The 13166-nt window shown below is 73.6% G+C and carries 13 protein-coding genes; 5 read left to right on the forward strand and 8 right to left on the reverse strand.

Annotated elements, in window-relative coordinates:
• Nucleotides 1-2: 2 nt before the first annotated feature.
• From ACZ3II_RS11530 to ACZ3II_RS11540, 3 genes are all read right to left on the reverse strand, one after another.
• Entirely contained in the window at nt 3-830 is an 828-nt protein-coding gene (locus ACZ3II_RS11530) for a hypothetical protein (protein WP_465517540.1), read from the reverse strand.
• 14 nt (nt 831-844) lie between these two features.
• Nucleotides 845-1555, reverse strand: coding sequence for a hypothetical protein (locus ACZ3II_RS11535; RefSeq protein ID WP_465517541.1), 711 nt, complete (start codon nt 1553-1555; stop codon nt 845-847).
• Nucleotides 1556-1695: 140 nt separating this feature from the next.
• Nucleotides 1696-2964, reverse strand: a complete 1269-nt coding sequence (locus ACZ3II_RS11540) for an RNA polymerase factor sigma-54 (RefSeq protein ID WP_465517542.1) — start codon at nt 2962-2964, stop codon at nt 1696-1698.
• Nucleotides 2965-3178: 214 nt separating this feature from the next.
• Here ACZ3II_RS11540 and ACZ3II_RS11545 point away from each other — a divergent pair, with 214 nt between their 5' ends.
• On the forward strand, nt 3179-3622 hold the full coding sequence (locus ACZ3II_RS11545) for a response regulator transcription factor (RefSeq protein WP_465517543.1): 444 nt from the start codon (nt 3179-3181) through the stop codon (nt 3620-3622).
• Between the two features lie 102 nt (nt 3623-3724).
• The gene (locus ACZ3II_RS11550) at nt 3725-4597 is read left to right on the forward strand and encodes an ADP-ribosylglycohydrolase family protein (protein WP_465517905.1); all 873 of its coding nucleotides are present in this window, start codon (nt 3725-3727) and stop codon (nt 4595-4597) included.
• On the opposite strand, the gene ACZ3II_RS11555 is transcribed toward ACZ3II_RS11550, so the two are convergent.
• Nucleotides 4598-5305 carry a nucleotidyltransferase domain-containing protein gene (locus tag ACZ3II_RS11555; protein ID WP_465517544.1) on the reverse strand — a complete coding sequence of 236 codons (708 nt, stop codon included), beginning with the start codon at nt 5303-5305 and terminating at the stop codon, nt 4598-4600.
• 27 nt (nt 5306-5332) lie between these two features.
• Nucleotides 5333-6829 carry a DUF2079 domain-containing protein gene (locus ACZ3II_RS11560; RefSeq protein ID WP_465517545.1) on the reverse strand — a complete coding sequence of 499 codons (1497 nt, stop codon included), beginning with the start codon at nt 6827-6829 and terminating at the stop codon, nt 5333-5335.
• Nucleotides 6830-6892: 63 nt separating this feature from the next.
• Between ACZ3II_RS11560 and ACZ3II_RS11565 the strand changes: the two genes are divergently transcribed.
• Complete coding sequence (locus tag ACZ3II_RS11565; RefSeq protein WP_465517546.1) at nt 6893-7255, forward strand: DUF2203 domain-containing protein; 363 nt, start codon at nt 6893-6895, stop codon at nt 7253-7255.
• Between the two features lie 31 nt (nt 7256-7286).
• Here ACZ3II_RS11565 and ACZ3II_RS11570 read toward each other — a convergent pair whose 3' ends face one another.
• Nucleotides 7287-7859 carry a GNAT family N-acetyltransferase gene (locus tag ACZ3II_RS11570; protein ID WP_465517547.1) on the reverse strand — a complete coding sequence of 191 codons (573 nt, stop codon included), beginning with the start codon at nt 7857-7859 and terminating at the stop codon, nt 7287-7289.
• Nucleotides 7860-8067: 208 nt separating this feature from the next.
• Between ACZ3II_RS11570 and ACZ3II_RS11575 the strand changes: the two genes are divergently transcribed.
• Both ACZ3II_RS11575 and ACZ3II_RS11580 read left to right on the forward strand, forming a co-directional pair.
• Nucleotides 8068-8235 (forward strand): hypothetical protein, encoded by a 168-nt coding sequence (locus ACZ3II_RS11575; RefSeq protein WP_465517548.1) that lies wholly within the window; start codon nt 8068-8070, stop codon nt 8233-8235.
• Nucleotides 8202-10931, forward strand: coding sequence for a helix-turn-helix transcriptional regulator (locus ACZ3II_RS11580; protein ID WP_465517549.1), 2730 nt, complete (start codon nt 8202-8204; stop codon nt 10929-10931). The genes ACZ3II_RS11575 and ACZ3II_RS11580 overlap by 34 nt, the downstream gene beginning before the upstream one ends.
• A 3-nt stretch (nt 10932-10934) precedes the next feature.
• Here ACZ3II_RS11580 and ACZ3II_RS11585 read toward each other — a convergent pair whose 3' ends face one another.
• Together ACZ3II_RS11585 and ACZ3II_RS11590 are read right to left on the reverse strand one after the other, a co-directional pair.
• Nucleotides 10935-11933, reverse strand: a complete 999-nt coding sequence (locus ACZ3II_RS11585) for a zinc-dependent alcohol dehydrogenase (RefSeq protein WP_465517550.1) — start codon at nt 11931-11933, stop codon at nt 10935-10937.
• Nucleotides 11930-13084 (reverse strand): MFS transporter, encoded by a 1155-nt coding sequence (locus ACZ3II_RS11590; RefSeq protein ID WP_465517551.1) that lies wholly within the window; start codon nt 13082-13084, stop codon nt 11930-11932. Before ACZ3II_RS11590 ends, ACZ3II_RS11585 begins: the two co-directional genes overlap by 4 nt.
• Between the last annotated feature and the right edge of the window lie 82 nt (nt 13085-13166).

Raw genomic sequence — 13166 nt, forward strand, 5'->3', positions numbered from 1 at the left:
GATCAGGACCCGAGAATCATGATCTTGTGGCCGCGGCGGACCCAGCGGCCGCTCTGCGCCCGGCGGGAACGGCGCGGCTCGTCCGGGTAGCCCTGGTCCTGGTCCTCGTACCCGTCGTCCGGCTCGTAGCCGTTGTCGTAGGACGAGTAGGACCGGGACTGTGAGTAGGAGCGGCCACGGCCGGGCCGTCCCGTGCCGGGCCGGGACTTCTTGTCGTACGGCGTGCCCCGCACCAGCCCGGGCGCGTGCTTACGGGCCGCGGTGACCACCGCCGCCCGGGCCACGGCCTGCGGGGGCGCGTTGCGCGGCGCCTTCGCGGCGTTCGCGGCGGCGCTGCCGGCGAACCGCACGTAGCGGCGGGCGGCCTCGAACTCGGCCTCCTGCTCGCTCATGTTCTCGAACTCCATCTCGAACAGGTTCGAGGCCATCGAGCCGAGCTTCGACCCGATCGCGGTGCCGACACCGGGCGCGACGAACGACCCGAGGGCCCCGCCGACCATCGGCAGCGCCTTCTTCGCGACGTTCGACAGCACGCCGGTCAGCGCCTTGCCGGTGCCCGAGCGCAGGAACCCGCCGACGCCGGAGGCGACCTTCTTCACCAGGCTGCCGAGGAACTCCTCGAGCTCCTCCTCGCTCTGCGTCTCCAGCAGCGCGTTCGCCGCCTCCATCTCCTGGACCTCGGACAGCGGGCTCTCCGACTCGCCGACCTCGCCACCCAGCACCGAGCTGAGCAGGCCGCCGAGGAACTGCTCGGACTCCTGCCCGGTCTCGGTCTCGCCGTACTCGAACTCCGGCGTCTCGAACTCGCGCGTCATGTCGTACGTGGTCATGATGGTCTCCGTCTTCAGATCTCGAGGATCAGGATCGAGTTGCCCTGCCGGACCCAGCGGCCGGACCGGGACGCCTGCTTCTTCGGGGTACGTGAGCCGTTGGCCGGCGCGGCCGGCGAGGCCGGTGCGGTCTTCGTGGCCGCGGCCAGCAGACCCGGCGCGTGCTGGCGGGCCGCCGCCACCGCCGCCTTCTGGGCGATCTCCTTCGGCGGCGCGCCGGGCGGGGCCTTCACCGCGTTCTTGCAGGCGGTCTGCGCGAACCGGACCAGGGCGCGGGCGGTCTCGAACTCGCGGTCCTCGTTCGACAGGCCCTCCAGCTCCAGGCCCAGCAGGTCCCCGACGGCCTTCCCGGCGCGCGCGCCGGATTCGGCGTACGACGGCGACAGCCAGCCGCCGATGCCCCGGCCGACCACCGGCAGCGCCTCCTTGGTGGCGTTCTTGACGATGCCGCCGAGGGCCTTGCCGGTCGGCGAGCCGGCGAAGCTCTTCGCCGCGCCGACCGCCTTGCCGAACAGGTCACCGATGAAACGGTCCAGCTCGGCCTCGTCGCGGACCTCGAGCAGCCGGGCGGCCGACTCGAGCTCGCCCTCGTCCTCGTACTCGGTCTCCATCTCGGTCTCGCCGCCGATCGCGCCCTTGAGCATCGAGCCCAGGACACCCAGGAAGTCCTCCTGCTCGCTCCCGTACTCGCCGGTCTCGAAGAGTGTGCGGTCCAGGTTGTGCATGGCGTTCTCCTCGCCAGTGCCGATGAATGTGCCTCCACTTCGGTGATGGCAAGTTCCGTGCCAGCCGTCGCGACCTGGCGGCCGGGCCGTCCCGTGGCGAACCCGTCTTCGTGTTCCGGCCGCCGCGGGCGAAGCGGGCTTCATGCCGGGCCGCGCCGGCTGCACGCCGGGATGCCGAGCTGCCCCCGGTACTTCGCCACCGTCCGGCGCGACACCGGGAAACCGCGCCGCAGCAGTTCCGCGGCCAGGTCGGCGTCCGACAGCGGCCGCTGCTCGCCCGCCACCACGGCCCGCAGCGCGGTGTGCACCGAACCGCTGGCGCCGAACAGCGCGCTGAACGCCACCACCCGCCCGTCCGGCAGCAGCAGCCGCTTGCCGCTGACCGCCCGGCTCACCGTCGACTCGTGCAGGCGCAACGCCGCGGCCACCTCGGCTCGGGTCAGCGGCAGGTGGGCGGCCGGCCCCTCGCGCAGATAGCGCAGCTGGCGGCGGGCCGCGTACGAGGCGATCCGGCGCAGCGTGCCGGCCCGCTCCCGCAGCGCCGCCAGGAACGCGCGGGCCTGCCGGGCGTGGTCACGCAGCGGGCCGTCGGTGAGGTCCGCCCAGAGCGGATCGACCCGCAGCCGGGGCGCCGGGTCGCCGACGATCTCCACCTCGACGCCGCCGTTCGCGGCGAATCGCAGCACCAGATCGGTGCCGGCGGCGGTGACCGCCGGGGCCGGGTCGTCGAGGGCCGCCCACGGCCGCAGCCGGGCCCGGATGAAGTCCCGGGCCGCCGCCGTCTCCGCCACCGAGGCGCCCAGCGCGGCGGCGACCGGCCGGATCCGCTCACCACCCAGCTCGGCCAGGTGCTCCCGGATCAGCCGGCGGGCCAGCGGCGGCGCCGTGCCGGCGGCCTCGAAGACGGCCAGTTGCAGCAGCAGGCATTCGGCGGCGCCGGCGGCGCAGAGCCCGGGCGGGCCGGCCGATCGCAGCGCCTCGATCACCCGTACCACCCGGTCGTGGTCGACGCCGAGCGCCCGGGCCACCCCGGCGGGACCGCCCTCCAGGAACCCCCGCGAGTCCAGATCGCCGAGGATCCACGCGGCGAGCGCCCGATCCGCCGCGCCCAGATGCGCGGCGGCGTCCGACAGCACCGCCGCGGCGCCGCCGTCCATTGACGGATATCGGTCACTTTCCGGCGGCTCCGCCGGAATGCCGCCCGGACCGGCCAGTGGGCCGCGCGCGCCGTACGGGCGTACGCCGGCCTCCACGACGTCCAGGGCCGGATTGCGTTCCAGCTCCCGCGCCACCCGCTGGTCGATCTCGTCCAGCGGGCAGGACAGCAGGTCACAGTATTCGACGAGGGCATGGGTGACGCGATGCTCGGTCGTCACGGACCGGGTCAGCGTGGTCGTCAGGGTAGTCATGCACCGGCAGTCTCGTGGTGCATCCCGGACACGGACAGTCACCCGTAGCCGCGTCCGCGCCCGCGCTGCCCCGTCCGGGGACGTTCGTCGGGGGGAGCCTCCACAGGGGAGCGCCGACAAGGGTCGCTCGATCGTGCGACATCACCGGTGCCCGCCGGGAATAGCCTGCGGGCAAGGGCTCCATCGGGTTCGAGCACGGCTAGGGGGAATCATCATGAACGCCGTTGACTCCACGATCGGCGAACCGCCCCTCGGCGAACAGGCCGATACCGAGCTCGTGCTGCTGGCCCAGGCCGAGATCCAGTTCGAGCTGCGCCACCTGATCCGCCGCCTGGTGGAGGGCGCCCGCCTGCTGCGGCAGTGCCACACCCCCGCCGAGAACGCCGCCACCGCCCCGCAGGTCCTGCTCGACCTGGACGTCGACGGCGTCCGCTGCCTGCTCACCCGCCGCGCCGCGGACGCCAACAAGGGTGTCTCCCGGCTCACCACCCGCGAACGGGAGGTCGCGCACATGGTCGCGATGGGCCTCACCACCAGCGCGATCGCCGGCAAACTCGACGTCAGCCCGTGGACCGTCTCCACCCACCTGCGCCGTATCTTCGCCAAGCTCGACGTCTCCACCCGCGCCGCGATGGTCGCCGTCCTCGCCGAGCGTTAGATTCTCGCTGGCACCGGAGATTCTCGCTGGCACCGTAGATTCTCGCTGGCACCGTGCGCCCTGGTGGTCCAGGATCGGCGGGTGGGGAATCGAGCTGCCGCGATGTCGGCGATGCGGGGACTGGCGCTGGGCGACGCGTTCGGCGAGACGTGGCTGCTGCGGCCCGCCGAGGTCCTGGAGGTGGCGCTGGCGGAGCGCTGGCTGCCGACCGGCCCGTGGCCGTGGACCGACGACACCGCGATGGCCCTGTCGCTGCTGAGCGTCCTGGACCGGTACGGCCACGTCGACCAGGACGCCCTCGCGGACGCGTTCGCCGCCTCGTACGCCGCCGACCCGTACCGCTCCTACGGCGGCTCCATGCACAAGGTGCTGCGCGCCATCGGCGACGGCAGGCCGTGGCGGCAGGTCACCCGCGACCAGTTCGACGGGATGGGCTCGTGGGGCAACGGCGCGGCGATGCGGGTGGCCCCGCTCGGCGCCTGGTTCGCCGCCGACCTGGACACCGTGGTCGCCGAGGCCACCCTGTCCGCCGAGGTCACCCACGCCCACCCGGAGGCCGTCGCCGGCGCCGTGGCGGTCGCCGTCGCGGCCGCGCTGAGCGTCACCGGCGTCCCCGCCGCGGAGTTCCTGGCGGCCGTCACCGCCCGGGTCCCGGACAGCGAGGTCGCCTCCCGTCTGCGCCGGGCCGCCCGGTTCGCCCCGTCCGCCGACCCCCGGCACGTCGCCGCCACCGTCGGCTGCGGCGAGCGGATCTCCGCGGTCGACACCGTGCCGTACGCGATCTGGTCCGCCGCCACCCACCTCGGCGACCTCACCGAGGCCCTGTGGGCGACCGCCCTGGCCGGCGGCGACGTCGACACCACCTGCGCCATCGTGGGCGGCATCGTCGCCGCCCGCACCGGCCTGTCGAGCGTCCCCACCGACTGGCTGACCGCCTGCGAGCCCTTACCCGCCTGGGTGGTCAGCGAGTCGTGATCAGCGGGCGGCGTCCAGGATCAGGCCGATGTCGGCGCCCCAGCCGTCCAGGACGTCGCCGTGGCCGCGCCGGCGGGCCAGGTCCACGACCGCCGGGAACACGGTGAGGACCCGGTCGGCGACGTGCTCCGGGGCGACAGCGGCCGCCCACTCGCCCGGCAGCGGGTACGTCGCCAGCTCCCACGCCAGGTACCGGTTGTACGGCCGGAGCCGCCCGTGCAGCGCGAACACCGTGGCGAGCAGCCACTGCACGCTCTCGATCTCGTCGAGCCGGGCGGCCGCCGGGGAGCCGTCGCGGCGGCTCTTCACCGCCCGGTAGAGCTGATTGACGTACGCGTCCAGAAAGTCCCGTGACCATCCCGCGGCCTCCCGCTCGGTCGGCGTGGACTGCTTCGCGACCAGTTCCGCCACCCCGCCGCCGAGCCGGTCCAGGAGGATCCGCGCGCCCCGGTAGGCGTACCGCTGCCAATGCACCGACGTGTCGGCGAACTCCTCCGCCGTGACCGCCGCCTGGTCCAGCCGTGCCGTCCGGATCCGCCGCCAGCGTTCCAGGCCGCCGGACGCGACCACCACCGTCACGTCGTAGTCGGAGTGTTCGGTGGCCAGGCCGCGCGCCCACGACCCGGTGAGCACCACCCCGTGCACGTCCGGGTCACCGGTCGCGTCCGCCACCAGCCGGTCGATCACATCCATGCCGGTCACACCCATGCCGGCCATCGTGGCACAGACCGTCCCTCAGCTGGCGGTTCCGGTGCCGCGGATCGGGCCGGTCGCCGGGGCGGTCCGCTGCATGACGACGATCCGGCCCTTGGCGGTCTCGTACACCCGGCGGAAGCCCATCTCGTCGAGCTGCCGCATGATCTGCGGGATCTCCTTGGGGCCGATCGGGCAGCTCGGGTTGTACGCGTCGAGGATCGCCCAGTCGCCCTTGTCGACGTTCGAGCCGATCAGGGTGACCTCGTTGGTCGGCAGCAGCGGGATCAGCATGTTGTTGGTGGCCCGTACCGGAACGCCCGGCGGGATCCTGGACAGCGCGTCCTCGGCCTCGCCGACGATCGACGCGTTGGTGAACGGGTAGGCGGTGCCCTGGTACCACTTGACGACCTGGCTGTCGCGGGCGTCGTGCACCGCGAACCCGATGAACACCGGCGCCGCGATCGCCGCCATGATCGTCGCCGTGGGTATCTGCCAGCGGGACCGCTCCGCGGGCAGCTTGCGGAACCGGTCGGCCCAGCCGCCGATCCGGCGGAACCCGTCGGCGACCGCCGCGAACAGGATCGGCATCAGCGGCATGTCGTAGTACAGCCCCGACGACCACTGGGTGTCCCGCGACGACAGCATCCGGCTGAGCATCACCGGCACGATCAGCAGCGCCAGCGGCGACGCGAGCGCCGCGAACCCGAGCGGGATGAGCAGCTGCTGCCAGGTCTCCACCTTCGCCGGCTGGTCGGTCATCAGCCCGAGGATCTCCAGCGGGTGCGTGATCATGTAGGGCAGCCCCGCGAAGATCGAGTCCGCGTGCAGGCTGGCCTGGTAGTCCTTGGCGTAGGTGAACCCGCCCGGGTTGAGGTTCGGGATGATGAACTTGAGCGTCACGATGAACCAGGTCGCGCCCCAGCCGATCAGGAACGCCCCGTGCTTCCACTTCTTGTTGAGCAGCGCGTAGAGGCCGATCAGCACGCACATCAGCCCACCGTCCTCCTTGACGGTGATCAGCGCCGCGAACAGGATCGTCGCGTGCGTCCACCGGTCGGCGAGCATCCGTTCCATGCCCCAGGCCAGCAGGACCGCCCCGAACATCACCTCGTGCACCGGGAACTGCACGGTCCCGAACACGGCGTGGCTGCCCAGGTACGCGATCAGCATCCCGCTGCCGACCAGGACGCCGTGCTGCCGGCGGAAGATGTGGTAGATCGGCACGCCGGACAGGCAGATCAGCACGATCTGCGCGTACACCAGGGTGATCGCCGAGTCGTACACCCAGACCATCGGGGCGAGCAGCGCGAACGCGGGGGAGAAGTGGTCGCCGAGCTGGGCGTACCCCTTGATCGGCACGTACGGCCAGCCGCCGTACGCCCACCCCTGCACCGCCTGGTAGAAGATCCCCAGGTCACAGGCCCCGGTGGTGAGCGCCTCGTACTGGGCGCGCGCCCACCCGGAGAACAGCACGATCGCGATTCCGACGATCCATGTACATGGGGAGAGAACCACGCCCCGCACTTTCGACAGCACGGCCGCACAACCTAGTCGATCACCCGGTCGAGCGGAAACCCGCGGGTGACACACTCTCTTCCCATGGGCCTGTTCACGCTCCCCGAAGCTCGCGCCGAGCTGACCCGTCTCCACCCGATCATCGCCGAGATCATCACGTTGCGCGCCGACATGGTCGAGCTGTCCGCCGCGCTGGTCCCCGGCGGTGAGCCGACGCCGCTGGGCGGCCTGCCGGAACGCAAGGCCGCCGAGGCCCGCCTCAACGAGCTGATGACCACGATCCAGGAGACCGGCGCCGAGCTGAAGGGCGTCGCCCCGCTCCTGATCGACTTCCCCGCCGACCTGGACGGCGTGCCCGTCCTGCTCTGCTGGCTCGAAGGCGACACCGACATCACCTGGTACCACCGCGCCGACCTGGGGTTCGCCGGGCGCCGCCCTCTGCCCTGAGGATCAGTGGGGCAGGATCAGCGGGGCAGGATCAGCGGGACAGGGCGAACCGGCGGCGCGACAGGCCGTCGGTGGGAGCCGGCCAGCGGGCCGGGCGCTCGAAGACGTGCTCGAGGCCGTCCTCGTCGTCCCACTGCTCGCCGACCTGCTGGAACCCGGAACAGGCGGCCAGCGCGAGCGAGGCGGCGTTGTCCGGGCCGATGCTGAGCCGGACCGTGTGCACCGTGGCGGTGGCCCGGGCGGCCCGGGTGAGCAGGCACTCCAGCGCGGCCCGGGCATAACCGCGGCGGCGGTGCGCCGGGTCGATCCGGTAGCCGATCTCGACCGTGCCGCGGCACGGCGGGCCGTGGAAACCGGCGGCGCCGACCGCCTCGTTGAGCGAACCGGCCCAGACCAGGCCGGTGACCCAGGCGGCGGACGCCGGGTCGGCGTCGCACTGCGCGGCGCGCATGCGCCAGACGGACCGGCATTCGGGACCGAGAAGGTACGGGCTGACCGGCACCGGGATGACCTCGGCGGCCGCTGTGGCGTCGCCGTCGGCCAGGGCGTGGAACGCCGGCGGGGTCAGATGGAGGATGCGTACGTCGGGGTGTGACTGAGGCACCGGGCGAGCCTGCCACACAACCCGGCGGCGGTGCCGATCCCTATCGGACACGTCACAGCAGTGAGGATCACACCCGCCCCGGATAGGTATGCCTAGACACCTCTCGGTACCCCACCTACATATGCCTGACCAGCGAAGATAGGTAAGCGATCCCGATGTGACGACTCCGCCGCGCGCCTTGAATGGAGTCATGTTGATGCACCCGAGCATGTTGATGGAACTGGCCCACGACCGCAGCCACGAACGGATCGCCGAAGCCGACCGGCGGCGCCTGCTCGCCCGCGTGCGCCGCCCCGGGAGAAAGATCACCGGTGCGGAGCGCGCCACCGATACATTGGCGTCGTGCGAAGTGTCCGTGGCGGTGCCAGCCCCGTGATGATCGGCCGGGACGGCGAGCTGCGCCGCCTGACGCGGCTCGCCACCGCACCGGAGCCGGCCGTCGCGATCATCGCGGGGGAGCCCGGCATCGGCAAGACCCGCCTGGTCCAGGAGTTGCTGGCCACCCTGCCGCCGGAGACGGCGGTGCTGGTCGGGCAGGCCGAGCCGGGGTCCCTGGCCCGGCCGTACGAGGTCCTCCTCGACGCCATCGACGGGCACCCCGGCGTCGACGAGGAGCAGCTCGCCGGTCTCGCCGACCCGGCCCGCAGCCCGGTGGAACGCCTGCACACCGGCCTCGCCGTGCTGACCGACCTGATCGGCGACGCGCCCGCCGTGATCGTCTTCGAGGATCTGCACTGGGCGGACTCGGAGAGCGCCGCCCTGTTCGAGCGGATCGCCGACCAGCGTGGGCCCCGCCTCGTCATCGGGACGTACCGGCCGGACGAGGTGACCCGGCGGCAACCCGTCGCCGGTCTGCTGGCCCGGATGGAACGCCGGCACGCCGTCACCCACGTACGCCTCGATCGTCTCACCCCCGCGCAGACCGCGACCCTGCTGGCCGCCGCGACCGGCGCGCCCGCCCCGCTGCGCGCCGCGACCGCGCTGCACCACCGGACCGGCGGCAACCCCTTCTTCCTGGAGGAGCTGCTCCGGGCCCTGCCGGGGTACGACGTGGCGGCCCTCGTCGAACAGCCCCTCCCGTGGAGCCTCGCCGAGGTGCTGCGCCGCCAGGTCGACGACCTGGACCCGGTCAGCCACCGCATCGTCGAGGCCGCCACCGTCCTCGGCCACCGGATCATGTTCGACCTGCTCGCCGACGTCACCGGCACCGGCGAGGACGAGCTGATCGCGGTGCTGCGTGACCTGGTCACCCGGGGTGTGCTGGTGGAGTCGGGGGTGGACGAGTTCGCGTTCCGGCACGCGCTGGTCCGGGAGGCGATCGCGGCTCAGATGCTCGGCCGGCAGCGCCGCCGCCTGCACGAGACCGCCCTGGACGTGCTGCTGCGCGGCGGCTCCTCGGACCCGGCCCTGGTGGCCCACCACGCGTGCGGCGCCGGCCGGTACGACGACATGGTCGCCGCCGCCCGCCGCGGCGCCGCCCTGTACCTGTCGATCGGCTCCGCCTACCAGGCGCTGCAACTGGCCGAGATGGGCCTGGACGAGATCCCCGACGACCCGGAGCTGCTGTCGTACGCGGCCCGCGCCGCCTGGCTGGCCGGTCTCCTCGACGACGCGCTGCGCCACGGCCGGCGCTGGCGGGACCTGGCCGCCACCAGCACCGACCGGGCCGAGTCGCTGTACCTGCTGGTCCGGGTCGCCTGGGAGTCCCGCGAGACCGGCGAGATGCGCGCGCTCACCGAGGACATCAGGACGCTGATCGCGCAGTTGCCGCCCGGCGCCGACCGGGCCCGCGCGATGACCGCGATCGCCCAGTCCGCCTACCTGCGCGACGAATTGGACCTGGCGCTGTGCTGGGCCGACGACGCGCTGGCGCTGGCCGCCGAGTTCGACCTGCCCGCCGTCCGCCTGGCCGCCCTGGTGGAGAAGGGCTCCACGCTGATCGAGACCCCGCAGGGCGCGGTCGAGGGCCGCCGGATCCTGTCCGGTCTCGTCGACGAGGCGGAGAAGGCGGGGGAGTGGGTGCTGGCCGCCCGCGCCCTCAACGCCCTGGTCCAGGGGGAGCCGCCGACCTCCCCGGCCGAGCACGCCGAGACCCTGGAGCGGATGCGGGCCGCCGCCGAGCGGGCCGGCCTGGAATCGCTCGCCGTCGCCACCTACTTCCAGGGCCGGGCCCGGCTCGCCGTCCGCGCCGGCGACCTGCCGGCCGCCATCGCCGCCCTCGAGGAGGGCCGGGAGCAGGACCGCGGGTTCGAGCGCCGGGGCCGCTGGGCCGACTACCACGCGGTGTTCCTGGCCGGGCTCTACCTGGAGGCGGGCCGGCTGGACCGGGTCGGGCAGCTGATCACCGACCTGGCCGCGCTGCCGAACAACCCGCCGATCACCATCCCCGGCCTCACCTTCCATCTGGCCTGCCGGCAGGGCGACCTGCCGGCGGCCGAAGCCGTCCTGGACGATCTGCACACCGCTCTCGCCGGGCAGCCGTGGCGCAGCGGCGAACAGGCCCACGACCTGATCTCCGCCGCCCTGGAGGCCGGCCTGCCTGCGACCCGGCTGGACCGGCTCGCCGCGGACCTGCTCGACGCCGAGGTGTGGGACGCCTACCGCACCCTGGTCGACGCGCAGCTCGCCGAGGCGCACGGCAGGCACGCCGACGCCCTCACCGGCTATCTGTCGATCACCGAGGCGCACATCCTCGGGCCGGCGGCGCGGGGCACGGTCCGGGTGGGCGCCGCCCGCTGCCTGATCGCCACCGGCCGGGCCGATGCCGCCGCGGAGCACGCCGAGGCGGCCGGGACGCTGCTCGCGCAGTGGGGCGGCTGGCGGGCCGCCCAGCTGGAACGGGTGCGGGCGCAGCTCGGCATGGCGCCGGCCGGCGGGGTCACCGGGCCGGGGGCGCTGACACCCCGGGAACGGGAGGTGGCGCTGCTGATCAGCGACGGCCTGACCAACAGCGACCTGGCCCGGCGGCTCTACATCTCCCCGAAGACGGCTGCCGTGCACGTCTCCAGCATCCTGCGGAAACTCGGGGTGTCGTCGCGTACCGAGGTGGGCGCCCACCTCGGCAACCCGTGACGGTCAGCGGGTGGGGTCGATCAGAATCTTCGGGGCGCCCGCCGGCCGTTCGCCGGCCAGCACACCGGCCGCCTCGCCGAGCCCGACCGTGGCCGCCACCAGCGGCCGCGGATCCACCGACCCCGCCGCGAACGCCGCGATGGCCGGCGCCAGGCCCGCCGACGCCCCGAGGATCCCGACCGCCGTCACGTCCTTGAGCACCACGTCCCGGGTGTCGACAGTGCTGGGCGAACCGGCGAGACCGATGTAGACCACCCGCCGCCCCGGCTCCACCAGGTCCACCGCGAGCCCGGGCAGCGCCGGCGCGTTCGACGCGTCGACCACCGCGTCCCACGGCAGGTCCGGCAGCTCACCGCGGGTCCAGGTCCGGTCGAACCCGAGCGACCGGGCGAACCCCGGCTCCTGCGCGAGCAGGTGCACCTCGTACCCGCGGCCCCGGGCGAGCATCGCCGTGAGCAGCCCGATCGTCCCGGTCCCGAGGACCAGCAGCCGTTCCCCGGGGTTGAGCGCGGCCGCCTCCACGCAGCGCTGCGCGTTCCCGGCCGGTTCGACCAGCGCTCCCGCGACCGCGTCCACCTCGTCCGGCAGCGCGTGCAGGTACGCGGCCGGAAACGCCAGCCGCTCCGCGAGCGCCCCCGGCAGCCCGTCCCGGATCCCCAGCTCGTGCCGGTCCGGGCAGACATGGTGCCGGCCACCGCGACACCGGCGGCAGCGACCGCATCCGATCATCGTGTCCCCGGTGACCCGCCGCCCCAGCCAGGCCTCGTCGACCCCCGGCCCGGTCGCCGTCACCGTGCCGGACCACTCGTGCCCCGGCCGCAGCGGATAGGACGCCGCCCCGGTGTGCAGGTAGCTCATCTCCCCGGTGAACAGCTCCACGTCGGTCCCGCAGACCCCGGCCCGGGCGACGTCCACGACGACCTGTCCGGCCGCGGCCACCGGCTCCGGCACCTCCCGTACCCCCGCCTGCCCCGGACCGGTCAGCACCAGCGCACGCATCATGATCGCGATGCTATTACCGCCGGGCGGCCCGCGGCCGCGCCGGCCGCCGTCTGCAGCAGCCCCAACCCGATGATCATCACGAGGGTGGCCTGCCAGGCGCCGGTCCGTTCGGCGAGGATCCCGGCCGCCACCGGCCCCGCCGCCGCGAGCAGGTACCCCAGCGACTGCGCCATCCCCGACAACCGGGTCGTCTCCGCCGCCGTCCGCCCGCCGAGACTGATCAGCGTCAGCGCCGTGACCAGCGCCGCCCCCTGCCCGAGCCCGGCGATCGCCGCCCACAGCACGGTCAGCGCCGGCGCCGCAAGCAGACCCGACACCGCGATCACCACCGGCAGGCTGGCCGTCACCGCGCCCACGGCCCGCCGCCGCGGATCCCGCAGCAGCACCGGGATCGCCAGACCGCCGGCGATCCCCATCCCCTGGAACAGGAACAGGTGCAGCCCCGCCGTCCGCTCGGACACCCCGCCGGCCACCTCGATCGTCGGCAGCCACGTCACCAGCACGTAGAAACACGTCGACTGCAACCCCATGAACGCCGTGATCAGCCAGGCCCGCCGCTGCCGCCAGACCGCCTGGTCGCTCCCGCCCCGCACCGGCTCGGGTTCCGGTGCCTTCGCCGCCCGCGGCGCCCACGCCATCGCGACCACCACCGCGAGCACCGCCCACATCGCCAGCGACAGCCGCCAGCCGACCGCGTCCGCCACCGGAACCGCCACCGCCGACGCCAGCGACGCCGCGATCGTGATGAACGCCGTGTACACCCCGGTCGCCCGCGACACGTTCCCCGCGTAGTCCCGCTTCACGATCGCCGGAACCAGCACGTTCCCGACCGCGATCGCACACCCGATCACCACGGTCCCGGCCCACAGCCCCGCGTCCCCGGTGTAGGACCGCACCACCGTCCCGGCCGCCAGCACCAGCAGCGCCGCCAGCACCGCCCGTTCCATCCCGAGCCGTCCCGACATCCGATGCACCTGGGGCGACACCAGCGCGAACGCCAGCAGCGGCAGCGCCCCGAGCAGCCCCTGCGCCGCCTCCCCGAGCCCTTCCTCCACGCTGATCTGCGGCAGCAGCGGCCCGACCGCCGTGATCGCGGGCCGCAGACACAGCGCCACGAGAAAGATCGTCGCGGCCGGCAGTAGGCGCTTCATGCAGGCGAGCCTCTTACGCCCCCAACCCGAAATCAAGATCCCTTCCCGGTACGCCCACCCAAGCGCGCCGCTCCCACCTGCC

It is taken from the genome of Actinoplanes sp. NPDC019969, assembly GCF_055562375.1.

Excerpts from the sequence above, each read along its gene's own strand:
- ACZ3II_RS11530 (WP_465517540.1), bottom strand. The coding sequence starts at position 830 with ATGACCACGTACGACATGACGCGCGAGTTCGAGACGCCGGAGTTCGAG.
- ACZ3II_RS11540 (WP_465517542.1), bottom strand. The coding sequence starts at position 2,964 with ATGACTACCCTGACGACCACGCTGACCCGGTCCGTGACGACCGAGCAT.
- ACZ3II_RS11550 (WP_465517905.1), top strand. The coding sequence starts at position 3,725 with ATGTCGGCGATGCGGGGACTGGCGCTGGGCGACGCGTTCGGCGAGACG.
- ACZ3II_RS11535 (WP_465517541.1), bottom strand. The coding sequence starts at position 1,555 with ATGCACAACCTGGACCGCACACTCTTCGAGACCGGCGAGTACGGGAGC.
- ACZ3II_RS11590 (WP_465517551.1), bottom strand. The coding sequence starts at position 13,084 with ATGAAGCGCCTACTGCCGGCCGCGACGATCTTTCTCGTGGCGCTGTGT.
- ACZ3II_RS11545 (WP_465517543.1), top strand. The coding sequence starts at position 3,179 with ATGAACGCCGTTGACTCCACGATCGGCGAACCGCCCCTCGGCGAACAG.
- ACZ3II_RS11575 (WP_465517548.1), top strand. The coding sequence starts at position 8,068 with ATGTTGATGGAACTGGCCCACGACCGCAGCCACGAACGGATCGCCGAA.
- ACZ3II_RS11565 (WP_465517546.1), top strand. The coding sequence starts at position 6,893 with ATGGGCCTGTTCACGCTCCCCGAAGCTCGCGCCGAGCTGACCCGTCTC.
- ACZ3II_RS11555 (WP_465517544.1), bottom strand. The coding sequence starts at position 5,305 with ATGGGTGTGACCGGCATGGATGTGATCGACCGGCTGGTGGCGGACGCG.
- ACZ3II_RS11585 (WP_465517550.1), bottom strand. The coding sequence starts at position 11,933 with ATGATGCGTGCGCTGGTGCTGACCGGTCCGGGGCAGGCGGGGGTACGG.